Below are 25930 nucleotides of genomic sequence, written 5' to 3' on the forward strand. Positions count from 1 at the left end.
GGGCAACTGACTGACCGCTCCCGCCCCGCTGTGGCGGGTGGATGACTGGCCGGCCCGTGAGTGGGCGGTGGAGGAGGTCTTCGGTATCGAGCCGGAGCCGCGCAACGATGACCGTCTGAGCCGGGCCCTGGACGCCATCGCGGTGATCTCTAGGTCGTCAGCCTTTGGCAGAGCCGCTGGAAGTGGCTGGGTGGTCGTGGCGGTGATGCCGGGGTGGTGCCGGGCGGGAAGCATCCGCTGAGTCGGACGATGTTGGTTCCAGCGGCTGTGAGCACGTGCTGGACGTGCCGGACGTGCTGGACGTACGTCTTTGCCAGGCCGCGGTAGCGGCAGTGACGCAGGCCATGAGCGTGGACCGTTTCTGAGACAGTGGCCCCGCAGCCTGCGCGGATGGCATAGCGCCGCTGCCAGTCGCCGTTCTTCTGGTCTTTCCTGACCTGTGACTGGATCTTCTGTTGCGGCTCTGGCAGCAGGAGGATGTGGCGCCCTTTGCCCTCGACATCGCCGGTGCACTTCAGGCGGTCCTCGCATTCCCGGCATGCCTTGCGGGGGAAGAGGACGGACAGCCGGGGATGTCCGTCGCCCAGGGTGGGCTTCCAGGGCGGGCTGGTGATGCCGTTCGGGCGGGTGAGGGTGCGGTTCTCCCAGTCGAGGTGGAAGTCCTCTTTCGTGAAGCTCAGCCGCTGGGCGGCTTGTGGATCGGCACGGACAGGGCCGAACAACGGGATGTTCCACTTCGTGGCGGCTTGATAGGTACTGTCCGGGGTGACATAGCCGCCGTCGACGACGTGCTCGCGAGGCTGAAAGCCCTGGCGCGTCAGCTGTTGGTGGATGTCGTCGAGGGCATCGATGTCCTGCTGCGGCGCCGGGCGTGTAACAACCTGGACGATGACGTTGGGGCTCGTCTCGTCACAGGACTCGGTCTGGTGATCGCGATAGCCGATCCAGTCGCGCTGGCCTGCCGCGGTGACCTTATGGCTGTAACGGACCTCGGGATCGTGCGGAGTGACAATCTCCATCGTCGACCACGGCACCCGGGCCGAAGCATGATCCGGCCGACCGTCTGCTGAGGCTTCTCCGGTGTTCCGCTGCCCGGTCGCCCTCCGGCTGGCCCGGTCACGGGTCGACTTCGCTCCCCGCCAGCGAAGATTGCCCGCTTCGTCGTGCCAGTACTGCTGGACCCAGACCTGCCGCAGGACCCGCACGGACCTCAACTCCCGCGGGCCGGGCGGCGCATCGTCGTGATAGACGGCACGCAGGATGTGCAGCCCGTCCTCACCCACCCGCAGCACCCAGGCGATCAGTGCGCCTCCGTCGCGGGGAAGCCGGTCATAGAGAACCGGTCGGCCAGAGCCAGCTGGCCCGGTGACAGCCCACGTCGTCCGTCAGCCGGATACCAGTGGGCGAGATCGCTATCCGTGAACAAACCGTCAGCCGGTCGCATACCCACATCGCGGCCGTGCCCCGTGGACTACTCGCCCGCGCCATCCGCACCGTCAACGGCGGAATCACCCGCCCCGAAACTGAACCCATTGCCACTGCGGCCCCCCCTCCCCCCCTCCGACCGCCGGAACCGCCCCGCTCCCGCCAGCGCAGCACCACGAGGACATGAACACGGCCAAGGCCAGCAGACTTGACCCCACCGAGTGAAGTTCACCAACAGCATCCGGAAAGTGAGTCAGAACCCAAACCCGGAGCCACACGCGAGGGCGGCATCGCCGGACGAGCCCGCATCGAGCACGTCCCGGACGGAAACGGGCACCATACGGGGCGGGGACCACCAGCCGACACGTCGGCCGCGACCGCCTTGACCACGCCCAACTCGTTGCCCTCGCCCACCCGCCCACCTCCCAGTTCAACGCGCGCAGTAGCGGACTGGCCTGCGATGATGACGGCGTGCCAGAGCCAGGGACCACTGCCGTCGTCATTGTCTTGCCCGATGCCGCCCCGCTCCTCGATGCGGCGTGGCGTATCTACCCGGCTCTGGTGCGTCGTGGGGTGCCGGCGCATGTCTCGCTCCTCTACCCGTTCGTGCCGGAATCGGCGCTGACAGGTCAGGACGAGAAGGGCGTGCGTTCCCTGGCTGCGAGATTTCCGGCAGCTGATCTGCTCTTGGAGGAGGTGGTGACGGAGTCCGGGTTCGTCGCCGTCACCGTTCCGGGACTCCAAACGATCGTCGATGCGTTCCGCACCCAGTGGCCCGGGTTGCGCCCGTACAAGGGCCGCTTCGGGGCGCAGCCCGCCGCCCATGTCACGGTCGCTATGGGTGCGGACAACCCGGCAGCTGCCGCCCATGTCCGCGCTGCGATCAGCAGCCTGCTGCCGCTGCACACCCGTGCGACGGCGGTCCAGCTGGTGGTGCTGACGGAGGAAGGCTGGCAGCCGCGGTTCACCGTGCCGCTCGGCGTCCCGGACGGGCCGTAGACACCGCCCGCCAGTCCCTCGCCCCTGGCCGCGAACACAGCCCGAGGCCCGGCACTCCATCCTCGGCCGCGCCCTGGGCCCCCGCGGCCTCCTGGAGTTCCTGCGGCGGGCAGGACTGGGCCCGGAAAACGTCCGCCTGGACGACCCGCTGCTCATCGAGTGGCGCGGCGGCGGGCAGCCGTCTGCAGCCCCGATCCCTCCGAGGAGTGAACACAGCAGTGCGAGCCGCCACCCGGCGAGGGCGATGCTCCTCACTGCTGCGCTACTGCTGTTACTGAGGCTGTGGGCGTGATGTCGTGAGGGTACGGCCGGTTGCGACACTCGCCCTCAGCTCAGCCGTCGAGATGCTTGAGCACGTGGGAGACGCCCTGATCCGGATCGGCCGCATCGACACGACCGACGGAACATGGACCCTCATGCTGTTCCTCGACGCCGCGGCGACCACGCTGCTGGCATGCGCAGGAGTCCGCCGCACCGGACGCGAGAAGTCCCAGGACTCCCCCTACTGAGGGCCCAGGCCACGACGACAACCGGTCTGCCTCGCCAGCACCTCAAGCGGCGCACATCCGTCGCATCGGGGTGGAACCAGGCAAGCTCGCGGGCTCATCACCCTCAAGCGGGGCCCGAGTCGGTGGGCTGGATAGGTCATCCCACTCCCACGCGGCTATGCCGAACAGCGGCTCGATACGCGCCAGCACCCGAAGCCGGTCGCCCTCGTCGCGAAGTACGAAAGGCAGGAGAAGAAGGAGCTCTGTTCGGGGGGCGCGGGCGCGACCCGTCACTCGCAGCACCCCTCTCTCCGCATCTGCTCCCCCACAGCCAGCCAGTTTGGGGCGCCCGTCGGCTCGTGCCTCAGCGGCTTCGTCTTCTCGTACGGCTCCGCCAGCTCGGCGCGCTCATGGAGTCGGCCGCCGACCAGTACCTGGGTGACCCGTACGAGCGTGGTGAAGTCGGCGAAGGGGTCGCCGTCGACGACCGTGAGGTCTCCCAGCTTTCCCCTTGCCACCGAGCCCAGGTCCCGCTCGGCGCCGAAGACCCGTGCGGGCGCCGCGGTCACGCTCAGCAGGGCCTCGGTCGGGCTGAAGCCGTGGGCCACCAGCGCCCGGAGTGACAGATGCAGATGGAGGCCGACCGGGGTCAGCGGGGTGTCCGTGCCGAGTGCCATCAGTGCGCCCTCCTCCACCACCGCTCGGTAGGACGCCAGCTCCCGCTGGAGGAACAGCCGTTCCGCGTCCGTGGGCGCCTTGGCCGCCTGCGCGCGGATGGTGGCCAGGTCCCAGGGCGGCATCATCTCGGTCACCCGGGGGTCGTCGACCAGGTCCGGGTGGTCGTGGATCGTCGGGAAGGCGCTGAACGGCGTCGCCACCAGTTTGAAGCGGCCGTGGGTGTAGTTCTCCCTGGTGTCCTGGTGGGTGCGGTTCCCCGAGGTGGAGCCGTGCCCGTGCTCGGTGCGTTCGGTAGCGGATAAATGGGTCGTCAGGTCCTGGCCGCTCTGTACTCCTTGGGAGACCAGGTGGGAGCCGGAGCGCACCCCGAGCCGGTCATGGCCGAAGCGGGCGGCGGCCGCCATAGAGGCGAACGGCGCCCGGACGTACGTCTTCACGAAGTCCCAGTCCAGCGCGGCCCCCCGGGCGAAGGAGCGGCGCAGCCCTTCGGGGGTGCGGTGCGCGCGGCCCATGGAGTACGCGACGCGCGGCCCGTCGAGCAGTTCGCCGGTGGTGAACAGTCGGGGCCCGACGAGCCTTCCGGCGATGACGTCCTCCCGCAACCGGGCCTGTTCGTAGGAGAAACCGGCGAGCGAGACGGTGGTGGTGACGCCGTACGCGAGTTCCAGCGCGGACTGGCGGGCACCGTAGGTGTACTGCCAAGGGTGGGTGTGCGCGTCCCAGAGTCCGGGCAGCACCGTGCGGTTCGACGCGTCGACGACGCGGGTGGCGCGGCGGCCGGAGCGGTGCCGTCCGACGGCGGTGATGCGGCCGTCACGGATGAGGATGTCGATGTCCTCGCGGGGCTTGGACCCGGTGCCGTCCCAGAGCTGCCCGGCGCGGACAAGGGTGTCGACGGGAGCGGAGCGCCGATAGGTGACGCGCACGGGAACAGTGCGTCCACCGCCCCCGTCGATCGGAGTCACCTTCACCTTGCCGTCGGCGAGATGGAGCAGGGACTTGGAGTCGGCGGCCCATGAGGGGTGGTCGGCGCCCTCGTCACCGAGGCGGCGGGGTTCGCCGTGCGGGGTGCCGTCGGGGCGTACGGGCAGCACCCAGAGCGCGGACTCGCTGACGCAGGCGAACCACTTGCCGTCCGGTGACCAGGCGGGCCCCGACGCGTACCGGTCGGAGAGTGAGGCGAAGGGGGCCAGCGGGTGGAGCCGGGACGTGCCGGTCGTGACGTCGACGACCCGGATGAGGTTGTACCCCTCGCGGAAGCGGAGGTTGAGACGGTTGCGGTCGCAGTACGCCACGTATTGTCCGTTCGGGGACCAGCTGGGCGGGCCCGGCAGCCCGCCGCCGCCCATGGGCGCGGCGAGCACCTTCTCCGTACCGCCGCCGAGGTCACGTACGAGCAGATTGCCGGCCATGTCGAGACAGGCGAGCCGCGTTCCGTCCGGCGACAGCGCGCCGTGGACGCGGCCGCCGGACGCGAGGACGGTGTCCTTGCCGGTGGCGAGGTCGTGGCGGCGTACGGCATTGAGGCCCTCGCGGTCATCCACGTACAGCAGCGAGCGCCCGTCCCGGCTCCAGGTGGGCCCCTGCACATAGGAACCGGCCGCCGCCCTCACGACCTTCCGTGGCTTTCCACTGCCCGAAGTGGGGTGGACCCAGAGGGTGTTCAGCGAGACGAAGGCGAAGGAGCGTCCGTCGGGGGCGAGAACCGGCTGCTGGATGCCGCGCACCTTCTGGGTGCCGCGCGGCTCGAAATCGTAGCTCTTGACGCGGTACGAGGGCCGCTCGACGGGAAGCGTCGCGTCGAACGGCAACACGTGCCCGGCGCCGCCCGTCCCGGTACGGACGATCCGGAACTGCCCGTCGACGGTGAGCAGTACCCGCTCCTCGTCCAGCCAGCGGGGCGGGGCGACGGCGATCTCCCCTACGACGGCGACCGGTTTCCCGTCCACGACCAGGATGACCTGCTCGAACTTTCCGACCAGCCGCACCGTGCGCAGCCAGGCGCCGCGGCCGGCGGGCGAGAAGACCGGGACCTGGAGGTTCCCCGGCTCGGTCTCGGTGTGCCGGACGGTGACGGGCCCGCCGTCCGCGGGCACGGCGGCCAGCGTCCTGGACCGGAGCACCGTCCCGTCGAATCCCCCTCGCACGAAGACGATCTGGCTGCCGTCGGCGGACCAAGTGGGGTCGAAGTCCTCGTACGGTACGTCTTGTCCGGGCCCGGCCTGCCCTTTGAGGCCGGTGAGCTGGGTCAGTTCTGCGCTGCTCAGGTCGACGGTCCAGACCCGGTACGGGCTGCCCTTGACGGGGTCGCCGCCGCGCTCGGAGGAGAATACGATCTTCGATCCGTCCGGGGACCAGGCGGGCCCCCGGTCGTCCCAGGGGCCTTCGGTCAGCTGCCGTAGTCCCGTCCCGTCCACGGCCATGACCCAGATGTGGAACTGTCCGCCCTTGAAGCAGGCCATCGCCACCTGGCGGCCGTCGGGCGAGACGGCGGGGCGGGTGGGTTCGAGGTCGGGCGGGGTGAGGGCGGTGGCGGGCCGGCCGTCGTCCGCGAACGACCAGAGGACGTTCTGCACCTCGGCGAGGAACCGCTTGCCGGCCGGGGCGGCGGCGCCGTTGGTGGAGGCGGTGAAGTGCAGCCGGACAGTCCGTCCCGCGGTGTTCTGGGGGGCGGCGGCCGCGACGGCCGCCGGGACGGCGGGCACGGCCACTCCCGCGATCGCTGTGCCCGCGGCGGTCTGGAGGAAATGTCTGCGTGGCATCGATGGCAACGTCACTCCCAGGGTCTCGTGTGGTGCGTCACTGCCCACGGGCACAGGATCGCGATCGTCTGCGACAACTTTTCCCCGCATCTGACTATCTACTTCTCCCCGCTTCTGACTATCTGGAGGGACCGGCGACGAGCCGATCGACAGCGGCGCGTGCGGATACCACCTGGACGGCTCAGGCCAGCCGTCCGGCGAGTGCGAGGCCCCCCAAGGGGAAAGCCGATCAGCGTCATCTCGGGGAACGCCACCGAGTTGGCTTCCTGCTCGGCCGCATGCCAGGTTCAGCGCGCAATCGGCTCGGCGTCCGGTACTCCACCGCACGCCAGTGTGCGGCGACCGATGGCGACACCGATCGGTTCGCGCGACGGCGTTGTCACACCCTGGTGAGCCAGTCGGCGGCTGCCGGGGGTTTTCCGCCGACCGCGTCCCGGTAGGCGTCGCGCAGCGTCCCGGTGACCGGGCCGCAGCCGTCCGTCGTGGTGCGGCGGTCGTCGACCGACTCGACCGGCACGACACCGATGGCGGTCCCGGTCAGGAAGATCTCGTCGGCGGTGTACGCCTCGGCGTGCGCCAAGGGTCGTTCGGCAGTGGGGATGCCTGCGCCGCGGGCCAGTTCGAGGACGGTGGAGCGGGTGATCCCGGGCAGTATGCCCTGCTCGACCGGAGGAGTGTGCAGTACGCCGGAGCTGACGAGGAACACGTTGGCGGCGGAGCTCTCGGAGATGTGCCCGGACGCCGTCAGCAGCAGGGCGTCGTCGTAACCCGCCCTGACAGCCGCGATCTTGGCGAGTGAGGAGTTGAGGTACGCGCCGGTGGCCTTCGCCAACGGAGGAATGGTGTCCTGGTGGTTGCGCCGCCAGCCGCTCGTCATGAGGCGCCAGCGACGGGACGGCTGCTGCTCCTCCCACGCCCAGGCGGCGATGGTCACGCGCACGGCGGACAGATCGAGGGCGACCCCCATGCTGCCGTGGCCCAGATAGACGAGGGGGCGGACATAGCGTGGACCGGGACCGCCCGCCCTGATCAGTTCGGTGGTGGCGGTGATCAGCTCGTCCTCGGTGTACGGGATGTCCATCAGGTAGACACGGGCCGAGCGCCGGAGCCGGGCAAGGTGGTCGCGGAGCCGGAAGACCGCCGTGCCGTCCACGGTCTCGTGTGCCCTGATGCCTTCGTAGACCGCCCATCCGTAGTGCAGGGACTGGGTCAGCACATGGACCTGTGCGTCGTCCCAGGGAACAAGCCGGCCGTCCATCCAGATGAATTCGGCCGGGGACAGTGCGGTCACGGTGTCCTCCTCCGGGCGCCCGGAGGCGCGGGGGCTTCGATGTGGTGGCGCTGTGCCAGCGCGTACAGCGTGCGTGCCGTGTCCGGGTCGAGGGGAATGCCGTCCCGCCAGGCGCCGGACTCCTGACGGCGCTCCGGATCTCCTGGGCACAGCACTGGCTCGGAGCCCGCGGCCGGTGCCTCTCGCGTGGTGTGTACGAGGGCTCGCAGCCGGTCGTCGAAGGCGCCTCGCCCGCCGAAGGCGGCCGGATCCAGGCACAGCAGGAAGTGCGCCACCCCGCGGCCCCTGCCGGGCGCCGCCTGCTCCATGTGGTCGAGCTCCCAGTCCAGGGGGCCGTCGGCGAGCACCGCGGTCATCAGGGTCACCACCATGCCGAGCCCCTGGCCCTTGTGCCCGGCGCCGAGCGGGGACAGAGCCGCCACCTCGGACGCCTCGCGGGTGCCGCGGCCGTCCGCGGCCGTCGCCCAGCCCGGATCGAGGGGCAGACCACGGCGCCCCCGTTCCCGTATCTCGCCCAGACACACCTCACTGGTGGCCATGTCGAGTGCGAACTCGCCGTCGCCCTCCCCCGCCGCGACGCTGACCGGGTTGGTGCCGAACAGCGGCCCCCGCCCGTTGTAGGGAGCCACCCGCGAGGAAGCCGACGTCATGGCCCAGCCGATCATCCCGGCCCTGGCCATGGCGCGGCTGTAGACGGAAGCGGCCCCGAAGTGGTTGGAGTTGCGCACCACGACTGCCGCGACACCGTGCTCACCGGCGCGCCGCACCGCCGCCCGTACCCCTGCCGCCCCGGCGACGGCCCCGAGGGCGGCATCGGCGTCGAGGAGTGCGCTCGGGCCGGTCTCCCTGATGATCCGGATCTCCGGCCTGGCGTTGGCGATGCCCTGTGCGAGGTCGTCGAGGTAGCGCGGCAGCAGCCGTAGCCCATGGGTGTCGATGCCACGCATCGAGGTCTCCACGAGTGCGTCGGCGACGACCGCGCGGGCCGCGTCGTCGACGCCGCGTTCGGCGAGGGCGCTTCGTACGATCCTGCGGGCCGTGCGGGCACCGATGCGGTACGTCCCCGCCGGTTCGTGGGGTGGCTCGTCGGCTGTCTCGTCGTCGGGTGTCTCGTCCGGTGTCACGGGAACTGGGCCCTCCTCACAGCACATAGGGCAGGTCGCCGGCCACCTTGACGCTCGACCAGTCGAAGTCGACCTCGTCGATGACATCGAGTTCGGTGAGGACCTGGTGGAGTCCGCTGTAGTCACGCAGCAGCGCGGTACGCCCGGCGGACCTGCAGTCCTGGAGCATCCGGGTGCCGTCCGGCACCCCGACGAGCCGCATGATCGATTCCCAGGCCCGGTAGTCGTTCGCGGAGTACGCCTCCAGCGCCCGGCAGAGGGCGCTGAGCAGGAATCGCTGCTGCTCCTTGCCCAGTTGGGGGTAGAGCACCTTGAGGAGTTCTCCACTGATGGATCCGTGGCAGACCTCGTCGTGCCGGTGCAGCCGGGAGAGCTCCACGATCATCGGCTGGACGCCCGACGCCTTGGCGATGAGTTCCAGATAGGCGCCGATGGACAGCTCGGTGGTGATGGCGAACGCGAGCGTGTACAGACTGCGCTGCCAGCGCTCCGGCACCTGACCGGTCAGCGCGCGGTGCGTCTCGGCGACGTACGGCAGCGGCAGTTCCTTCGCCCGGAAGTGGCTGCCGCGTCGGGCCCGGGTGACGTCGCTGGCCATCCGGTGCATGAGGATGTGGTACTGCTCGTCCACCATGGCCTGTATCAGTGAGACCTCAAGGGCCTCGCCCCACAGGCCGGGGAACTCACCGCGCAGGATCAGTCCGAAGGCCGGATTGACCACATGGGTCTCCGAGTACTCGGTGTTCCGGTTGAGGGCGATCATGGCCCAGGTCAGGACGGCGCCCCGTTGCTCCGGGGACAGGCCCAGGTAGACCGGGTGGTCGGCGAACGGGACGATGTCCTCGGGATAGTCAGGCAGGGTGAGGTCGAACAGGTCGAGCAGCTCGGGGTCGTCCCGCTTGACGGTGGCCCTGCGCCGCCAGTTGGCCGCCAGGCGGTGGATCACCGGGTTGTCGACGGCGCCGAACAGGGCGCTGCCGAACTCGTCTTCCTCGGGGTTGCTGATGAACCGCTCGTCCATCCTTCATGTTCCTCTCGTGCTCCGGGGGCATCGGGGGGTGTGCCCGGTCCTGGCAGTCGCGTACGCATGGACCGCTGGGCGAGCAGGACCCCGGCCAGGACCGTGGCGACTCCCGCGCACTGCACGGCTGTCAGGGTCTCGCCGAGGAGGAGGAACGCGGCCCCCGCCCCGGCCACGACCTCCAGCGTCGCGAACAGGCTCGCTGTGGACGGCTCCATGAACTGCTGGGCGGCGATACCGCTGAGGTAGGCGACGAGTGTCGCCACGACGCCCGCCCACAGGACCACCGTCCATACGGGGGCGGAGAGCGTTCCGTAGCTGACGGTGTCTCCCAGGGCCGCGTAGGGGAAGCCGGTCAGGGGGTAAAGGACGTTGAGTGCGACGGCGCCGACGGCGATGCCCAGTGCGGCCACGGCGACCGGGTCGCGGTGGAGCAGTGCACGGCCCGCGAGCAGGAAGCGTACGGACAGCGCCGCCGCCGTTCCGAGGGCGGCAAGGACTCCGATCAGGTCGAGCCGCAGCCGCGACCACACCTCGCCGACCAGCAGCAGACCGCTCAGTACGACGGCTGTGCCCGCCCAGGCCAGTCGCGGCTGCCGAATGCGCCGCACCCAGCGCAACCAGACGACGACGATCACCGGTGACAGGAACTGCAGCACCACGAAGACACCGACCGGGATCCGCGCGACCGCGACGCCGCACAGCGTCTGCAGCGCGGCGAAGGAGAAGATCCCGAGGACGGCGATGACGGCCCACTCCTGTCGGGTCGCCAGCAACTGCCGGGGCCGGGTGACGGCCGCGTACGCGAGGAGCAGCACCGCCGCGATGGTCAGCCGGGCCTGGGCGATCTCGGGCGCCGAGAGTCCCGCCGCCGCCAGCACCTTGGTGGCCGGTCCTACCGTGCCGAAGGTACAGGCGGACAGCGTGGCGAGACCGGCCCCCGTGGCCGCCCCGGCCGGGCGGACGGTGTTCAGCACGGTCGTTCCCGTACGGCGGCGGCCTGCGGGAAGAACGCCCGGTCGGGTCCGCTGAACGGGACCAGCTCCGACCACCACTGGGCGGCCGGGTCCCACCGTGCGTGGAACGGCCGGTCGACCAGGTCCGGTGTGCGGGCCTGCAGATAGCGCAGCGCGAAGGCCCGTCCGCCCGGCAGTTCGGTCACCCCGTCCACGGCCACCTTTCCCTCGGTCGTCGACATCACAGGGCCGCGGGCGGTGCGCCCGAGGCCGGAAAGACGCAGCACGGCCTCGCGGTGGATCTCGTACGCGCGCTGCAGCGGGAGGCCGAAGTAGCGTCGCGCGCCGGTGTCCCGCTCCACGAACAGGTAGTACGGGTGGATGCCGAGGCGGAGCTGCGCGCGCCACGCGTCCGCCCACACCGCCGGATCGTCATTGACGTGGCGTACGACGGGTGCCTGGGACCGCAGTTGGGCCCCCACCGCGTGCAGAGCGGCGACGGCGAGCCGGGCGAGGTCGGGCTCCAGTTCCCGGGGGTGCGACACATGCACCATCACCGCGAGCTGGCGCCCGGCCCGCACCACGCGTTCGAACAGGCGCAGCAGGCTGTCCGCGTCCGGTCCCGTGACCAGGCGGGCGGGGTGGAAGGACAGCGCCTTGGTGCCGATACGGATGGTGGTGATGTGCTCGAGACCGGGGCGCAGCAGCGCGTCGACGTACGGCTCCAGCAGTTCGGTGCGCATGACGAGCGGGTCGCCGCCGGTGAACAGCACATCGCTGATCTCGGGATGGTCCCGCAGGTACGCGGTGACGTGCTGCGGGCCTTCGTCCGCGATGCGCAGTTCCGGCCGGCCGACGAACTGGGCCCAGCGGAAGCAGTAGGAGCAGTACGCGTGGCAGGTCTGTCCGTGCCGGGGGAAGACCAGCGCGGTCTGTGGGTATTTGTGCTGCACTCCGCTGACCGGGATGTTGCGGGTCAGCTGCTCGCCGGGGTGCGGATTCAGACGGCGGTGGATGGCGTCGACGGTGTCCCGCAGCGCGGCCGGGTCACCCAGCGCGCGCTCGACGGCGTCAAAATCCTGGGGGTCGAGCATGTCGCGATGCGGGAAGACCAGCCGGTACAGCGGATCGTCGGGAACGCTTCTCCAGTCGATCAGGCAGTCGATGACATGACCGCTGACCTTGAACGGCAGTACCTGGCCGACCACTTCCACGTCGTGCGCCAGCCGGTCGTCCCCGCACCGGTCGCGGACGAGCGCGGCCAGCCTGCGTCCTGACACGGTGCGTGTCGCGGAGACGGCGTGTTCGGCGATGGTCATCTGAGGGGTGTGCCCTTCTGCTGAAGGCGGGGTCAGGCGGCGATCCAGTACCTGGTGAGGTGGCGGCGTGCGTCCTCGTACCGCGAACGGGCGTGCACCATCCGCTGGTTGTCCCAGATGAGCAGGGAGCCGTCGGGGATGAGCACCTGGGTGCGGTACTGGTCGAACAGCTCGCTCACCCGGTGGGCCAGGTCGGCCCCGGCCTGCCCGAGCGGCAGTTCTTCCGGCGGCAGGGCCGAGTCGAGGGGGGCGTCGTAGTCGGCCGCCGTCAGCAGGTTGTAGCTGAACCGCAGTACGGGACGGCCCCGGTCGTCGTACAGCATGGGAACGATCACGGGCTCGGTGTCGCTCCCCGGGCCGGGAAAGACGAGGCTCGGTCCGGTCAACAGCGCGTGCTCGGTCGGGCTGAGCAGCTTCTCCAGGACCCTGAGGTCGAGCAGATCGGTGTGGCCGCCCCCGCAGCGGGCCTGCTGGTGGCAGTACAGGGCCAGATAGCGGGGGCTCGGGTCCCAGCCCGGCGCTTCGGTGTGGGCCCGGATGGTGTTACGGCTCTGGGAGTAGGCGCGGCCGTCGTTTCCCGGACGGTGGACGACCTCGTGTTCCACCGTTCCGGTGTACTGAGGGATGAAGCGGCCGATGTCCTGGAGCAGCTCGATCGCGTCTCGCTGGCCGCCCGGCGGAGCCACGACGGCATAGCCGTCGGCGCTGAGTGCGGCTCGTACGCTCGACTCACATGGCAGGGGCATGCCGTGGATCCCTCCTGGGTCACCGCCTCGCGTGCGGATGCAGCCTCGCAACGTCGTCCGGGGGCGGTATTGAAGAAAACCGACCTCATCCTCAACTCGCCCTAAGTCGCCCTCAAGTTGGCTCAAACGGCAGTACGAGGCTGGTCGGCTGTCCCCCGACCCGGTCCACGTCCGGAGGCCCTGGGTGGCCGATGGTGCGGGCACGCAGGAAGCGCGACATGGTCCAGCCGGTCATGGACTTGAACTCCCGGCTCAGATGGGGCTGGTCGGAGTAGCCGGAGAGGGAGGCGGCGATGGCTCCCGGGTGCCCGCCGGCCGTCAGCCGAAGGGCCGCGCGCAGCCGCAGGACGCGGGAGGCCTCTTTGGGGAGCAACCCGATCTGCTGCTCGAAGCGCCGCTCCAAGTGCCGTTCGCTCCAGCCGCATTCGCGGGCGAGCAGATGGACGGGCACGTTGCCGGCCGCTCTGGAGAGCCGGTCCCATACCCACAGGACGCGTGCGGAGACGGTCGGCCCGTCTTCGAGCCAGCGCGTCAGCACGGTGTCAAGCAGCGCGAAGCGTCCGGGCCAGTCAGGGCAGTCGTTCAGTCGCTCGTCGAGTGCGTGGAGCCGGGGACCGAGCAGATCGGCGGGCTCGATCAGTGAGTTGGCGAGCTGGTCCATCGGGGTACCGAAGAACGCGTACGCGGCCCAGGGGGCCATGACGACCTCCACGCCGTACAGCCCGCCGTCGTGCTCGCCGAGGCGAGCGCGCGACTGCGGGCCCGAGAGCAGGGAGGTGAACGAGGGGGCATCGGCCGGATCCTCGCCTGTGGTGCCGGACACGCGCAGCTTCTGTGCCAGGAGGATGACGAGCGTCGTCATGCAGTCGGGGAGTTCGAGCCGCCGCCGGGGCGCGGACAGGCGGAACCTGAATCCGCGGTAGCGCACGACACGGGAGCGCAGCCGGGGGGCGGGCAGAGCGGTTGCCACTTCCCAGGTTCCGGCCGGGCCGAACTCGTGCCTCATCTCGCCATTGTGGGTGGCTGTGCTCCCGGTCCTGGCCGTCGGTTCACGCCAGAATCGGGCCGTGGTGCGGGCAGCGGCTTGGGCCGGCCGCCCTTGTCCTGTGCGGGATCCGCGGCAGGCGCCAGCAGCCGTACCCTGTCGTTCAACGCTCTGCCGCCGTCCAGTGACTGCCCGTCGGGCCAGTGGGAGTGGAGCGCCGCGCTCCAGGTCGTGCGCCTTGATCGTTTCTTGAGCGGCGCCTAGGCTCCCATGCCCATGGAGACGGGGGAGCCGGACCACGGTCGCAGGCCGTGGCGCGACCGGCTGGTCAGGCATCGTGCGATCGCGGCCCTGCTGGCCGGGGCAGCGGGGCTGGCCGTTCTGGGTGCGGTGCTCGTCGTCCTGCCGGGTGTGGTGGTCGACCACGATCTCGCCGGGGCGAGCGTCGCCGCACAGGACCGGTTGAAAGCGGTGAACGACGTCCGTACGACACTTCTGCAGGCCGTGGGCGGCATGGTCGTGCTGTTCGGCGCGTACGCCACCTGGCGGCAACTGCGCGTCAGTCAGGACGGCTTGCGCGCCACCCAGGAAGGCTATGTCACAGACCGGTTCAGCACGGCCGTCGATCAGCTCGGCAGTGACAAGCTGGAAACACGCATCGGCGGGCTCCACGCGCTGTGGCGGATCGCGGAGCACTCCGCCCGCGACCGCGAGGCCGTCATCTCCATCCAGGCTGCTTACCTGCGCACACACCTGCCCTGGCCGCCCGCCGGACCGGAAGCTCCAGCGGGGGACGTGCCGATCAACGACGTCGTGCCGCTGGAGGTCCGTGCCGCCGACGCCCAGGTGGCGCTGACCGGGCTGGGCGTGTTGTTGCTGCAACCCCGGGAGCAGTCCTGGGTCAACCTCGGCGTCACGGACCTGCGCCGGGCCGACTGCGACGGGCTGTGGCTGCACGAGGTCAACCTCGACCGGTCCTGTATGGAGGCGGCGGGCCTGTACCACGCCAACCTGACGCAGGCGTCTCTCGTCTCGGTCAACCTGCGGCACGCCGACCTCAAGACGGCGATCCTGCGCCGGGCCCGCTGCGTTCTGGCTGACCTGCGGGGCGCCCGGCTGGTCGAAACGGACCTGCGTGACGCGGACTTCACCGAGGCCGACCTGCGCGAGGCGAACCTGCGCAAGGCCGACGCGGGCGGCGCCGTCTTCCGCCGCGCCGACCTGCGCCTGGCCGACTTGCGTGGCTCCGACTTGAGTACGGCCGACCTTCTCCAGGCACGTCTGACCGGCGCGGTGGCCAGCGAGCGCACTCGCTGGCCGGCAGGTTTCGACCACGCGGCCACCGGCGTCGTTGTCACCGAAGATCCTGGCCCCGAACCTCCGCCGCTGCTCCAGCCCTCAGGGATAACGACGCAGCACCCGCCCCTGCGGTCCATGCGGTCCATGTAGTCGATGTGGTCCATGCAGTGACTCCGGCACCGAGGCCCTGCGAGCAGCCGCGCCGGAGTCGCTGGACTGGGCGGTGCTGAGCCCGGCGGGGGGGCTTCGACCACGAGGGCGAGGTCCCGACCCTGCACCGGACTCACGCGGGAGTGTCCGCCGTATGACCGATACGACCCACGGCAACCCGACCTCTACGACCCACGACAGCCCGAACCCCTACGCTCCCGCACGGCGCCGGCGTACGTCCGGAATGGGACGCGTACGTCCTGACGGCGTCCAACGCGGGCGCGGACCGCCACTCGGCCTGGTACCTGAACCTGTTGGCCGCCCCGGAGGTCACCCTCCAGGTCGGCGCGGTCCCCTTCCTGGCGACGGCCCGGTCGGCAAGATCGCAAGAAGGGCCAGCAGGGCAAAGCAGACGGTCACCGCCCGGACGCGCCAGCGCTCGCTCTGGACGGCCGAATCCCCGGACACCGTGATCCACGACCACGACAATGGCGACACGGTCCATTGTCGCCATGACGGCTGCGCACCCAGGACATCGCATGCGTGCGCGCGGAGAGGGAATGAAGTGAGTGGGAAGCAACTCGCGTCCGCTGTATCGGACAGGCTGAACACCGGGGTCGCGCACAACGCACGGGTGTGGAACTACTGGATCGGCGGAAAAGACCACTACGAGGTCGACCAGCAGGTCGGTGACCAGATCTCCACGATGTTCCCGGTGATCCGGGACGTGGCCCGCGCGGACCGCGACTTCCTCGGCCGCGCGGTCCGGTTCCTGACCGCCGACCGCGGGGTGCGGCAGTTCCTGGACATCGGCACCGGATTGCCGACCCTGGACAACACCCACGAGATCGCCCAGCGGATCGCGCCCGAGTCCCGGATCGTCTATGTCGACAACGATCCCATCGTGCTCGTCCACGCCCGCAGCCTGCTGGTCGGCACCCCGCAGGGAGCCACCGACTACATCGATGCCGACGTCCACCACCCGGACAGCATCATCGAGGGCGCCTCAGCGACTCTTGACCTCGACCGGCCCGTCGCGGTCATGATGCTGGGCATCCTCAACTTCATCCTCGACACGGAACAGGCGCTGGACATCGTGCGCCGGATCATGGCCTCGGTGCCCTCCGGCAGCTACCTCGCCATGACGCACCCGACCACCGACACCGACCTCGGTGGCGAGGGCAACGTCGAGGCCATGAAGTTCTGGAACGAGAACGCCACGCCCCCGATCACCGCCCGAAGCCGTGCGCAGATCAGCGCGTTCTTCGAAGGGCTGGACCACCTCGCTCCCGGCCTCGTGTCGTGCACGCAATGGCGCGCTCAGTCGGAATCTCCCGTGGTACTTCCCCAGTTCGGCGCAGTGGCCGTAAAGCCCTGACCGGACGGGCATCGAAGCGGCGGTGGTCGAGCGTCTTGCCGCAGTAGCCGAGTAGCCCGGCGCAGGCCGGTTCGGGGGTCAGTCGCGGTGGACGACGATCGTGAGGCGCCGCTCCGCGGCAGCCGGTGGCGTGGCACCGGGACTGGGGATGAGAGCGAGGCCGCGAGGACTGCGCCCTACTCGTTGAGGGCGCTCGGCGCTCGGCGCTCGGCGCTCGGGCTGAACGGCGCGCACCAGAGGTAGGGGGCGCCGAACGTCGGCTCAGCCCACGCCTGCCGGACCATCAGCCCTTCGAGCGCATCAGCGTCGGCGACGTGCTCGGGCGCGGCCTACGCCTGAATGCGTCCCATGGGGCGCGCCGGGCTGGGGCATGCTGGGGGTGCGCTCACGCGCTCTACTTCGGTGGCAGGGGGGCCGGTCGGGGCGTCGCAGCGGAGGTCTACTGCAGCCTGGAGCTGCTGAGGGAGAACCGGGAGCTGCCTCACTTCCGCTCGTGGCGGTCGGCGATCGGCGGTCGCGGGCCGGATGGGAGCGGACACGCGCCCCCTGACGTCCCTGGTTCCGGTGCGCGGTCGAGGGTCTCGGCTTCCACCCCGGACACCTGCCGTGGGCGAGACGGGTGTCCGAGGGCGACCGCGACGCGCGGAGGGAACTCGCCGAGGCCGTGCGCGCCTGCCATCGGCTGACCGTGCCGGCTCTCCGTCGGCCGCTGACCGGTACCGGACCGGCGGAAGCGGACGGCTCCGCCATGCGGAACCTGGTGTCTCTGCTCGGCCGCACGCGAGCTGCCGCCCTACATGTGACAGCGGAAGGCCGCACGACGAGCGAACTGGCCCGCCGCCTCAACGTCACGGCCGCGGCGGCCAGTCAGCACGCGACAGTGCTGCGGAACACGGACCTCATCACCAGCCGCCGAGGCGGGTCCGTGCTGCACCTCATCACACCCCTCGGGCCGGCCCTGTTGCGCACCGGTGTCCTCACAGAACCGTGAGGCCCGGGAGCACGCGGCGTCGGACCGGTGAGCGCGGTGCCGCGCTGCTCGGATGCCACCGGACACTCGCGCCGAGGTGCGCGAGGCGCCGCGCCTGCCGTCCGTTCCCTCGTGCTGACCGCGGGCACGTTGCTGGGCGCTCCCGCCGTCGGCGCGCAGACCGCGAACGCGAACGCGACCCGGTCCAAGTCGCCGGGCAGCTCAGGTCCGCAGTGTCGGACAGCACGGTCACGCGCCGGACCACGTGGCCTACGGCCTCCAAGCGGAGCTGGGGACGCGCGCCTGCTGGTGCCGGTGCGGCTGGCACCCGCGGTGGACAGCTTGTCCCTGGCCTTCAGCTCATATGGGCTCGGGAGCCGCATGGCACCGGAGGACGCCGCCGGGTTCGGGCTCGGGTGGAACGCTTTTGCTCAGGGGGGTCTCTCACTACCTGTACAGCTGTACCCCTGAGAGGAGTTGTTCTGGATGGTGCGTCGCGTTCGTGTACTGCTGCTGACCGCCCTGGCGCTGGTAATGGGCTCGGTGATGTCGTCCACTCCGGCCTCCGCCGTCATCGGCGGGTCGAAGAGCACCTACGGACCTTGGGCAGTACGCATGCTCGTTGACGGCAAACCGGCGTGCACCGGGACAGCCGTCGCCCGCCAGTGGATCCTCACCGCCTCCCACTGCTTCTACGAGCAGGCACAGCCGGTCGCCGACAAGCGGATCTCCTTCCGGGTGGGCAACCTCGACATGCGCAGGGGCACCAAGGTCCGCCCCATACCCGGCAAGCGCGTGGGCAGCGCGCACGCCGACATGATGCTCGTCAAGGTTCCGCCGATGAACGTCCGCACGGCACGCCTGGCCACGGTGGGCGTCCACCGCGGCCAGGCCGTGCGGCAGTACGGGTGGGGCGCCACCTGCACCACGGACGAGAGCGCCTGCCAGTCTCCCGTCCTCAAGCAGTCGGACCTGAAGGTCGTACGGCCGAACGACCCCCTGTGCGCGGGTCACACCGCACCGGGCGGCCCCGACTTCTGCATGAAGAAGGTGAAGGGGATTCCCGCCGGGGGCGACTCCGGGGGTCCGGTGATGACCGTCGGCCCGCGTGGCACCGAAACCCTCATCGGCGTCTTCAACGGCTCCGACCGGGAGAAGAGCGCCGAGGCCGGAGAGGTCTCCCAGCAGCTGCGCTGGATTCGCTCCGTCATTCGGCGATAGCAGCCGGCGCAGCCGATCTCACGAGGAAGCCGCACCGGAGCGTTCCGGTGCGGCTTCCCCGTCTCATGTCCCGCGCGGAGGTCCCGTCGGGGTGGTACCAAGGGGGTGGGGTCCGTCGCCCGCCCGGATAGCAGACGCCTTGGCGTCAGCGGTGACGAACGCGTCGATGACGAGTTCGGTCGCCGCGTGCGATGGCCTGTTCCCGTCCTCCATGCAGGCGGCGAGTCCTCCGGCAGTCGTCTCGCCCGGCGCATCGGCGATCACATTGAGTACGAGGTTGCGGGAGAGGTCCTTGCTCGACGCCGGTGAGCGTCGTCGCAGACGGGACCGCGCCGGTCCGATCCGGTCCAACGCCACATCGTCGGAAGGCTGCTCGGAGAAGGACGCGCCCGAGATCATCGGCCTCATCAAGGATGCGGGCATGTTCGTCATTTCCCGCATCGCTCTCAATGCCTCGATGATGGGGATCACCGGCGGCGAACTCGCCGACGGCCCCCGGGGCGCCGCACGTCTCGACAGCAAGTGGGACCAGACCCTGCGGTCCAGTTACAACCGCTACCCGCGGGGCAAGCTCGACGACGTGTACGACCCTCGTGGCAGCCGGCCTCACGCCCTCACGGGCCCTGCGCGCGGCCACGGCGACCACAGTCCGCGGCACCCCCAGCCCCGTCACCGGATGGCTCGTCACCCCCGCCGACGAGGTCGCCGACGACGCCAGGCGGCGGGGCTCCAAATACGGCGGCGGGAGCTTGAAGGCCCACTCCGTCACCGCCTGCCTCGACCACCGCGCGGGCCTCCCGCTGCAGGGCAGCTTCTTCGGCGAGACCCAGCAGGCCGCCGCCATGCCGCCCGGCGTTTACCCGCCCGTCGGTATGCGCCTCGGCATCGTCGGGACCCTCCACCTCCAAGCCCGCGTCCAGAGCTGGCCTGGGGCGCCGGGAGTCGGTTCGGTGTCGGCTTACGGTGGGACTGATGTCGTCAACCGGTCCCTGGGTGTCGGCAGCGGCGGCACGGCCATGGGCTTCAGCCTTCGGACCTGCCAGCATGAGCAACCTCGATTCGATCCCCGTACTTTGGAGGTTTGATGCGTGCAGGCGTCGTGGTCGCCGCGCAGCCCGGTGTGGAGGATCTCGCGGTGCTGGCCGAGGAGTTGGACCTGCACAGCTTCTGGGTCAACGACACCCCGATGGTCCACGGCGACCCCTTCATCGCCTTGGCCCTGTGTGCGAAGGCCACCCGCCGCATCCGGCTCGGTATCGGCGTGACCTCACCGGCGTTGCGCTCGGCCCCGGCCGCCGCGAGCGGGTTCGCCGGCCTGAACGCCCTGGCACCGGGCCGGATCATCTGCGGGGTCGGCACCGGAAACACCGCCCGGCGCACTCTGGGCATGCAGCCGACCACGGCGGCCTCGCTGGAGAACTTCACCGCGGCACTGCAGGATCTGTGTGCCGGGCGATCAACCGAGTACCGCGAAGGTGACCGGGTCCGCGACATCCGGTTCCTGCACACCGGGGCGCACGTGAATGCCACCGATCCGATCGAGTTCGTCGTGGCCGCGCTCGGACCCAAAGCCGCCGCCGTCGCCGGCCGCCGCGGCGCCGGCCTCATCTCCTTCGGCCTGCTCGAGCCCACCGCCTGGCACGCACTGCACGACGCCCGCCGGCAAGCCGCCCACGGCACACTCCGCGACCCCGACTCCCACGCGCACTCCTACGTGGTCACCGCGCTCCACCTGCTGCGCGACAACGAGGACTCCGACAGCGACGCGGCCAGGGACGCGACAGGTCACCTCGTCCTGTCGCTCCTGGACTTCGCCGCCGACAGACCCGCCTTCGCCGGGCAACTGGGCCCCGACCAACGCGAGGCGGTGCGAGAACTCCTCGACCGGCGTGGCACCACCGCCACCGCGCGGGACCGGTACATCAAGCTCTACCCCAACTACCTCGGACGCATCGCACCGCAGGACCGGGACCTGGTCCTGCCCTCGCTGATGAACAGCCTCGCCCTCGTCGGCACCCGCGACGACCTCCGCACCCGCATCACCGCCCTGGAACAGGCAGGCGTCGATGAGCTGCTCATCCAACCGGTGATCGACCCGCCCACCGAGATGGCCCGACTCGCCGAACTCCGGCAATGACCGTCCCGGATACGCGCGAGCTGTTCATCACCCCGCGACACGAACGGCAGGTGCGGACGGAGCCGTCCACACCTGCCGAAAGGCCGAGAGGGCTACTGCTCGGTGATCAACGCACGTCGACGTAGTCGCCAGCGGCCTTGACCGCGGAAGTCGTCGAGTTCCCGGCGAAGTTCCAGCGGAAGTAACCGTCGTTGGCGGCCTTGACCGTGGTCTTCAGGTTGCCCTTGGTGTCGGACTTCACCGTCTTCACGGCCGTGTAGGTCGTAGTGCCCTTCTTCTTGAACTCCAGCTTCACGGACTGGTTGGTGTAGCCCGCGTACTTGTGGGTCTCCCAGTTGGCGCGGGTCAGCGCGCCGGTGATGGTGAGCGTCTTGCCCTTCTTGACCGGCTCCGGCGAAGCGTCCGCCGTCAGCTTGGACAGGCGCTGCACCTTAAAGGAACCGGCCTTCTCCGCCAGGATGGTGTCGATGTCCTTGGCCGTGATCAGCGCGTCGACGTACCAGGTGCCGGCCGGGCTGTTGTCGTAGAAGTCGGTGTCGGGGTCCAGCGTGAACTTCGCGGTACACGTCGAGGTCGTCGCGCTCGACGCCACGCAGGTGGGCGCCGACGTCGGCAGGGCCACCGCGGAGCTGGGGCCGTACAGCGTGATGTCGGCCTCGTCGATGCCCGAGTCGTCGGACGCCGTCACGGAGACCGAGAAGGTCTGCGCGGCGGTGGTGCCGAGCACGATCGGCTTGCCGCCGTTGGCGGTGACCTTGTCGATGGTCACGTCGTCGGACGCGGCAGCGAAGGCACCGGGTGCCGCGAAGCCGGTCACGGCCAGGGCCGAGCTGAGCACGGCGATACGGATGCGGTGTCGCATGAATCCCCCCACGGGATGACGCCGGGACGAAATGGACTGCCCGGCAAGGTTGTTGTTGACGCGACGACTTTACGTTCTTCACCATGACTTCATCATTGTGTTGATCAACACGCGTGTCGCGCACAACCCTTGCGCCTCTGGGGTGCCGTACGTCCGCTCTTCCCCCTCCTCACGCCGGGAGGTGAGCAACAGAGTCCCCTGTTATGGTGCGCCGATGTCAACGATCAAGAAGTTCCAAGTCACCTTCGACTGTGCAGAACCCGCGCGCCTCGCCAGTTTCTGGTGCGAGGTGTTGGGGTATGTCGTACCGCCGGTCCCGGAGGGGTTTGCCACTTGGGAGGACTATCATCGCTCGCTGCAGCCTGAGGATCAGGACGCCTACTTCGCATGCAGTGATCCCTCGGGCGTGGGCCCTCGCCTGCTCTTCCAACGCGTTCCCGAAGGGAAGATCTGCAAGAATCGGGTGCATCTCGACGTGCGGGCCGGCACCGGACTCGTGGGTGATGAGCGCCTCACCGCACTGGAGGCCGAGTGCGCACGACTGGTCGCGCTCGGTGCGACACACGTACGAACGCTGCTTGCCGATGACGACAACGAGTCGTGCATCGTGATGCAGGACATCGAGGGCAACGAGTTCTGTCTGGACTGAGCGTCCCTCCGCGTACGGCGAGGTCGCCGGACCGCATCGCTTGAAGATACTTCGTGACTGTAGCTCGGGCAGCTACAGGTTCGGGGTACCGGACTCGATCGTCCGAATCGGGGAGTAATCTTGCGCAGTCTGACCTTCGTCATCGGTACGGGCCGCAGCGGCTCCACCGCGCTGTCCCGCATCCTCAACACCCATCCCGACGTGCTCAGCCTCAACGAGTACCTGGCCTCGGTCGGGGACGCGGCCTTCCCTGACGGCCCGTTGTCGGGCGCGGAGTTCTGGGAGACCCTCTTCCGGCCCACCCCGTACTTCGCGAGCATGATCCGCAGTGGGCTGCTGATGCCGGAATTCCTCTACACCCGCCGCCCGGGGCGGTACACGGCGCGGACCACAGGTATCCCCGCGCTCTCCCTCATGGTGCTGCCCCACCTCACCGACGACCCCGACGGTCTGCTCGACGAGATCCGTACGGCGGTCGTGGACTGGCCCGACCGCACCGCCGCCGCACATCACGAGGCGCTCTTCGAGCTGCTCGGCGCACGGTTCGGCCGCACCGCTGTCGTGGAGCGCTCCGGTTACTCGACGGGCTGGGCGCCGGGACTGCGCGCCGCCTTCCCGTACGCCAAGTTCGTGCACCTCTTCCGGGACGGGCCGGACTGCGCCCTGTCCATGAGCCGCCACCCCGGATACCGCATGATCACCCTGATGCGTGAGATCAGGGAACGGACGGGCGTCGACAGCCACGCGGAACTGTCGGGGGATCAGCTGGCCGCCCTCCCAGCGGACTTGGCGCCCTTGCTCGGTGACAGCTTCGATCCCGCGCTCGTGCGGGACCGGGAGTTCCCCCTGCGGCGGTTCGGCGACCTGTGGTCCGAACTCGTCATCCAGGGCGTGCGATTCCTGGACAGTCTGCCGTCCGATCAGCGCATGACGCTGGCCTACGAGGATCTCCTCGACGCTCCCCGGCAGGAACTGGGCCGTCTCGCCGCGTTCGTCGGGGTCGACCCTTCCCCGGCGTGGCTGGACGGCGCGTGCGCCCAGCTCGACGACAGCCGTCGCGGCTCCGCCCAGAGGCAGTTGACGGCCACCGACCTCGACGGGTTGAGGAAGAGCTGCGCTGCTGGTACTCGCGCGCTGGAGGAGTAGCCGGACTGGCGACGACCCGTGGCCGCCGCCACCGCCCCGAGCGAGGTGGCGGCGGCGGTGGCCACAGGGTTCCGCCGCGTGGTTACGGCAGGCGTACCGAGTTATGGCAGGCGTACCGAGTTACGGCAGGCGTACCGACTGGGCGTGCCGGAAGATGTCCTTCGGGTCCCAGGCCGCCTTCGCCTTCTGCAGGCGGGCGTAGTTGTCCTTGTAGTAGAGGCTGTTCCACGCGGCCGACGAGGTGTTCCAGGCGGCGTCGCCGAGGTCCTTGTCGGGATAGTTCACGTAGCAGCCGTCGTTGATGTCGTTCGGCACCGGAACACCGCCGGTCTCCGCGTACACGTCCCTGTAGAAGTCGCGGATCCAGGCCAGGTGCTTGCTCTCTTCAGCCGGGTCGGTCCAGTAGGTCTGGTACTGGAGCTTGAGCACGGAGTCGCGCTGCGGCACCGCGGTGTCGCCGGGCTTGACGCCGTTGATGCGGCCGCCGTACGAGTCGACCTGGAGCAGCGCGTCGCCGTTGCTGTAGTCGGAGCGCGTCAGATGCTTGTACATCGCCTTGATCTGGGTGGCGGAGAAGCCCTTGCGCGCGTACGCCGACTTGTACTTGCCGTACAGCGTGGGGTTGCCGCCGCTGAGGTAGTCGGTGGCGATGTACCAGGGCAGCGTGCGCGGCTTGGCGAACTGCGGCATCGCCGCGTGCTCGCCCGACCGCTGGGTCATCGCCCGGCGGGTGACGCCCACGCCGGCGGAGACCGCGGCCAGGTAGTCGTCCAGGAGGGCCTGGGCATCGGGGACGGTGGCGTCCATCTGCGTGAGCAGGACGATCTCCGACCGGTCGGGGTTGGCACGCTGGTTCAGCTTCAGCAGGCCGAAGAGTGAGTTGTACTTGGAGTCCGGCGCGCTGTTCCGCTCGTGCCAGGTGCCCCAGTTCTGCAGGAGACGGGTGAAGGACGCCTCGGTCATGTCCTTCCAGGGGAAGGCCGTGGCGTGCACGAAGACCTCGGACGGAGGCTTCGGCAGAAGTTTCGAGGGGTCGGTGCCGGTGGCGCCGGGCGAGCGCAGCCAGTAGCGGGTGATCAGGCCGAAGTTGCCGCCACCGCCGCCGGTGTGGGCCCACCACAGGTCCCTGAGCGCGGCGTCGGTGGAGTCGCGGGTGGCGACGACGGCCTTGGCCGTGCCGTTCTTGTCCACCGTGACGACCTCGACGCCGTAGAGGTGGTCGACGGTCAGGCCGTGCAGGCGGGAGAGCAGGCCGTAACCGCCGCCGGATATGTGGCCGCCGGCGCCGACGGAGGCGCAGGAGCCCGCCGGGAGCGTGACGCCGTACAGCTTGTAGAGCGCCTCGTAGATCTGGAGGTTTGAGGCACCGCCCTCGACCGCGAAGGCGTTCTTGGTGCTGTCGTAGTAGACCTGCGTCATCCCGGACATGTCGATGACGACCTGGACGTCCTTGTTGAAGACGAAGTCCTCGTAGCAGTGGCCACCGCTGCGGACGGTCAGCCGCTTGCCGGCGGCGACCGCGTCCTGGACGGCCCGTACGGCCTGGGCGGTCGTGGTGACCAGGCGGACGTAGTCGGGCTTGGCGACCCAGCGCTGGTTGGTGCCGCGCACCAGGTCGGGGAAGCGGGCGTCGCCCGGGGTGACGGTGATGTAGTCGGGCGTACCGGCTGCGGCCCGCGGGCCGGTGGCGACGGTGGTCGCGGCTGCCGCGCCGGAACGTGCGGGGGCCTCGGCGGCCGCGGGCGGGGCGGTGGTCAGGGCCGCTCCGCCGGCGACCGCGGCGGCGCCGGTGAGGAGGGATCTTCGCCCCAGCCGCCTGCCCTGGTTCGCCGCGTCCGACTCGGTTGTCTCATTTGTCCTTCTCATGGTCACACTCCACCAACGGGTCTGTTCGCAAAGGAAGTTGAAGATGCATCGAACGATGATCGATCACGACAGTAGCCCAGCGAGACAGGGGTGACGCAATAGCTTCAATGAGAAAACTGTCCGAACTGCCGGTCAAACTACGGTTGATTGCAGCATGTGCAACTATGTGCGGTCGAGTGACGGCTCGACCACTCTCCGCAGGCCGCTCAATCGGCCCCGGTCGCCGCATGGCCTCGTGCCGCGCTGCCGGCCGCTCGCACGCGGGTGGCGACTTCGGTGGCTCCGAGCGTGACGAACCGATCGTCGCCGGCCGCGGCCAGGAAGGCTCGGACCACCTCGCGTTGCTGTCGTCGGGCGCCGTTCGTCGGGGCGCAGCGAGTCGAGGACCGTGAGGAGCGCGAGGCCGACGGAGTCCGCGTCGGCGTGTGATCCGAGCACGCGGTGGGCAACGTCCCGGA

21 protein-coding genes and 2 pseudogenes are annotated in these 25930 nt (G+C 69.8%); 11 read left to right on the top strand and 12 right to left on the bottom strand.

Translation table 11 applies throughout. The features are described from left to right. Window positions 1-149 precede the first annotated feature (149 nt). Window positions 150-1283, bottom strand: a complete 1134-nt coding sequence (locus tag ACWDZ7_RS22345) for a transposase (RefSeq protein WP_451799154.1) — start codon at window positions 1281-1283, stop codon at window positions 150-152. A gap of 649 nt (window positions 1284-1932) precedes the next feature. Between ACWDZ7_RS22345 and ACWDZ7_RS22350 the strand changes: the two genes are divergently transcribed. Both ACWDZ7_RS22350 and ACWDZ7_RS22355 read left to right on the top strand, forming a co-directional pair. Beyond that, window positions 1933-2424, top strand: coding sequence for a 2'-5' RNA ligase family protein (locus tag ACWDZ7_RS22350; RefSeq protein WP_451799155.1), 492 nt, complete (start codon window positions 1933-1935; stop codon window positions 2422-2424). Window positions 2425-2780: 356 nt separating this feature from the next. Then, on the top strand, window positions 2781-2933 hold the full coding sequence (locus ACWDZ7_RS22355) for a hypothetical protein (protein WP_451799157.1): 153 nt from the start codon (window positions 2781-2783) through the stop codon (window positions 2931-2933). Window positions 2934-3202: 269 nt separating this feature from the next. Here ACWDZ7_RS22355 and ACWDZ7_RS22360 read toward each other — a convergent pair whose 3' ends face one another. The 8 genes from ACWDZ7_RS22360 to ACWDZ7_RS22395 all read right to left on the bottom strand — a co-directional run bounded on the left by ACWDZ7_RS22360 (window position 3203) and on the right by ACWDZ7_RS22395 (window position 13815). Then, on the bottom strand, window positions 3203-6352 hold the full coding sequence (locus tag ACWDZ7_RS22360; protein ID WP_451799159.1) for an amidohydrolase family protein: 3150 nt from the start codon (window positions 6350-6352) through the stop codon (window positions 3203-3205). Between the two features lie 379 nt (window positions 6353-6731). Then, complete coding sequence (locus tag ACWDZ7_RS22365; RefSeq protein WP_451799160.1) at window positions 6732-7643, bottom strand: branched-chain amino acid transaminase; 912 nt, start codon at window positions 7641-7643, stop codon at window positions 6732-6734. After that, complete coding sequence (locus tag ACWDZ7_RS22370; protein WP_451799161.1) at window positions 7640-8767, bottom strand: Ldh family oxidoreductase; 1128 nt, start codon at window positions 8765-8767, stop codon at window positions 7640-7642. The genes ACWDZ7_RS22365 and ACWDZ7_RS22370 overlap by 4 nt, the downstream gene beginning before the upstream one ends. A gap of 16 nt (window positions 8768-8783) precedes the next feature. Then, complete coding sequence (locus tag ACWDZ7_RS22375; RefSeq protein ID WP_451799163.1) at window positions 8784-9788, bottom strand: diiron oxygenase; 1005 nt, start codon at window positions 9786-9788, stop codon at window positions 8784-8786. Beyond that, the gene (locus tag ACWDZ7_RS22380) at window positions 9710-10765 is read right to left on the bottom strand and encodes a DMT family transporter (protein ID WP_451799165.1); all 1056 of its coding nucleotides are present in this window, start codon (window positions 10763-10765) and stop codon (window positions 9710-9712) included. Before ACWDZ7_RS22380 ends, ACWDZ7_RS22375 begins: the two co-directional genes overlap by 79 nt. After that, complete coding sequence (locus ACWDZ7_RS22385) at window positions 10759-12063, bottom strand: KamA family radical SAM protein (RefSeq protein WP_451799166.1); 1305 nt, start codon at window positions 12061-12063, stop codon at window positions 10759-10761. Before ACWDZ7_RS22385 ends, ACWDZ7_RS22380 begins: the two co-directional genes overlap by 7 nt. A gap of 32 nt (window positions 12064-12095) precedes the next feature. Next, the gene (locus ACWDZ7_RS22390) at window positions 12096-12809 is read right to left on the bottom strand and encodes a TauD/TfdA family dioxygenase (protein ID WP_451799168.1); all 714 of its coding nucleotides are present in this window, start codon (window positions 12807-12809) and stop codon (window positions 12096-12098) included. Window positions 12810-12921: 112 nt separating this feature from the next. After that, on the bottom strand, window positions 12922-13815 hold the full coding sequence (locus ACWDZ7_RS22395) for a helix-turn-helix domain-containing protein (protein ID WP_451799169.1): 894 nt from the start codon (window positions 13813-13815) through the stop codon (window positions 12922-12924). Window positions 13816-14070: 255 nt separating this feature from the next. Between ACWDZ7_RS22395 and ACWDZ7_RS22400 the strand changes: the two genes are divergently transcribed. The 5 genes from ACWDZ7_RS22400 to ACWDZ7_RS22420 all read left to right on the top strand — a co-directional run bounded on the left by ACWDZ7_RS22400 (window position 14071) and on the right by ACWDZ7_RS22420 (window position 18812). After that, window positions 14071-15243, top strand: coding sequence for a pentapeptide repeat-containing protein (locus tag ACWDZ7_RS22400; protein ID WP_451799236.1), 1173 nt, complete (start codon window positions 14071-14073; stop codon window positions 15241-15243). A gap of 161 nt (window positions 15244-15404) precedes the next feature. Next, window positions 15405-15716 (top strand): nitroreductase/quinone reductase family protein, encoded by a 312-nt coding sequence (locus tag ACWDZ7_RS22405; RefSeq protein ID WP_451799238.1) that lies wholly within the window; start codon window positions 15405-15407, stop codon window positions 15714-15716. Window positions 15717-15808: 92 nt separating this feature from the next. Further along, on the top strand, window positions 15809-16621 hold the full coding sequence (locus ACWDZ7_RS22410; protein WP_451799170.1) for an SAM-dependent methyltransferase: 813 nt from the start codon (window positions 15809-15811) through the stop codon (window positions 16619-16621). A 619-nt stretch (window positions 16622-17240) separates the two neighbouring features. Beyond that, on the top strand, window positions 17241-17612 hold the full coding sequence (locus ACWDZ7_RS22415; protein ID WP_451799171.1) for a hypothetical protein: 372 nt from the start codon (window positions 17241-17243) through the stop codon (window positions 17610-17612). A 465-nt stretch (window positions 17613-18077) separates the two neighbouring features. Further along, window positions 18078-18812, top strand: a complete 735-nt coding sequence (locus tag ACWDZ7_RS22420) for a S1 family peptidase (RefSeq protein ID WP_451799173.1) — start codon at window positions 18078-18080, stop codon at window positions 18810-18812. Between the two features lie 210 nt (window positions 18813-19022). On the opposite strand, the pseudogene ACWDZ7_RS22425 reads toward ACWDZ7_RS22420, so the two are convergent. Next, window positions 19023-19208 (bottom strand): annotated as a pseudogene (locus ACWDZ7_RS22425) (MarR family transcriptional regulator); the annotation flags it as partial. On the opposite strand from ACWDZ7_RS22425, the pseudogene ACWDZ7_RS22430 reads away from it, so the two are divergent. After that, window positions 19204-19465, top strand: a pseudogene (locus tag ACWDZ7_RS22430) (amidohydrolase family protein); the annotation flags it as partial. The pseudogenes ACWDZ7_RS22425 and ACWDZ7_RS22430 sit on opposite strands and share 5 nt — an antisense overlap. Window positions 19466-19896: 431 nt before the next feature. After that, window positions 19897-20949: an LLM class flavin-dependent oxidoreductase gene (locus tag ACWDZ7_RS22435; protein ID WP_451799175.1), complete on the top strand. Its 1053-nt coding sequence runs from the start codon at window positions 19897-19899 to the stop codon at window positions 20947-20949. 106 nt (window positions 20950-21055) lie between these two features. On the opposite strand, the gene ACWDZ7_RS22440 is transcribed toward ACWDZ7_RS22435, so the two are convergent. Further along, the gene (locus tag ACWDZ7_RS22440; RefSeq protein ID WP_451799177.1) at window positions 21056-21811 is read right to left on the bottom strand and encodes a DUF5707 domain-containing protein; all 756 of its coding nucleotides are present in this window, start codon (window positions 21809-21811) and stop codon (window positions 21056-21058) included. A 214-nt stretch (window positions 21812-22025) separates the two neighbouring features. Between ACWDZ7_RS22440 and ACWDZ7_RS22445 the strand changes: the two genes are divergently transcribed. After that, window positions 22026-22460 (top strand): VOC family protein, encoded by a 435-nt coding sequence (locus tag ACWDZ7_RS22445; protein ID WP_451799178.1) that lies wholly within the window; start codon window positions 22026-22028, stop codon window positions 22458-22460. Between the two features lie 120 nt (window positions 22461-22580). Beyond that, window positions 22581-23606 (top strand): sulfotransferase, encoded by a 1026-nt coding sequence (locus ACWDZ7_RS22450; RefSeq protein WP_451799180.1) that lies wholly within the window; start codon window positions 22581-22583, stop codon window positions 23604-23606. 120 nt (window positions 23607-23726) lie between these two features. Here the strand turns inward: ACWDZ7_RS22450 and ACWDZ7_RS22455 are convergent, their stop codons facing one another. Beyond that, window positions 23727-25472, bottom strand: a complete 1746-nt coding sequence (locus ACWDZ7_RS22455) for an FAD-binding oxidoreductase (protein ID WP_451799182.1) — start codon at window positions 25470-25472, stop codon at window positions 23727-23729. Window positions 25473-25930: the final 458 nt, after the last annotated feature.

The sequence above is a fragment of the Streptomyces sp. NPDC003032 genome (assembly GCF_053591415.1).

Bases quoted from the DNA above. Each gene is read 5' to 3' on its own strand.
- ACWDZ7_RS22400 (WP_451799236.1), top strand. From the start codon at position 14,071: ATGGAGACGGGGGAGCCGGACCACGGTCGCAGGCCGTGGCGCGACCGG.
- ACWDZ7_RS22455 (WP_451799182.1), bottom strand. From the start codon at position 25,472: ATGAGAAGGACAAATGAGACAACCGAGTCGGACGCGGCGAACCAGGGC.
- ACWDZ7_RS22445 (WP_451799178.1), top strand. From the start codon at position 22,026: ATGTCAACGATCAAGAAGTTCCAAGTCACCTTCGACTGTGCAGAACCC.
- ACWDZ7_RS22375 (WP_451799163.1), bottom strand. From the start codon at position 9,788: ATGGACGAGCGGTTCATCAGCAACCCCGAGGAAGACGAGTTCGGCAGC.
- ACWDZ7_RS22440 (WP_451799177.1), bottom strand. From the start codon at position 21,811: ATGCGACACCGCATCCGTATCGCCGTGCTCAGCTCGGCCCTGGCCGTG.
- ACWDZ7_RS22390 (WP_451799168.1), bottom strand. From the start codon at position 12,809: ATGCCCCTGCCATGTGAGTCGAGCGTACGAGCCGCACTCAGCGCCGAC.
- ACWDZ7_RS22435 (WP_451799175.1), top strand. From the start codon at position 19,897: ATGCGTGCAGGCGTCGTGGTCGCCGCGCAGCCCGGTGTGGAGGATCTC.
- ACWDZ7_RS22420 (WP_451799173.1), top strand. From the start codon at position 18,078: ATGGTGCGTCGCGTTCGTGTACTGCTGCTGACCGCCCTGGCGCTGGTA.
- ACWDZ7_RS22360 (WP_451799159.1), bottom strand. From the start codon at position 6,352: ATGCCACGCAGACATTTCCTCCAGACCGCCGCGGGCACAGCGATCGCG.
- ACWDZ7_RS22395 (WP_451799169.1), bottom strand. From the start codon at position 13,815: ATGAGGCACGAGTTCGGCCCGGCCGGAACCTGGGAAGTGGCAACCGCT.
- ACWDZ7_RS22385 (WP_451799166.1), bottom strand. From the start codon at position 12,063: ATGACCATCGCCGAACACGCCGTCTCCGCGACACGCACCGTGTCAGGA.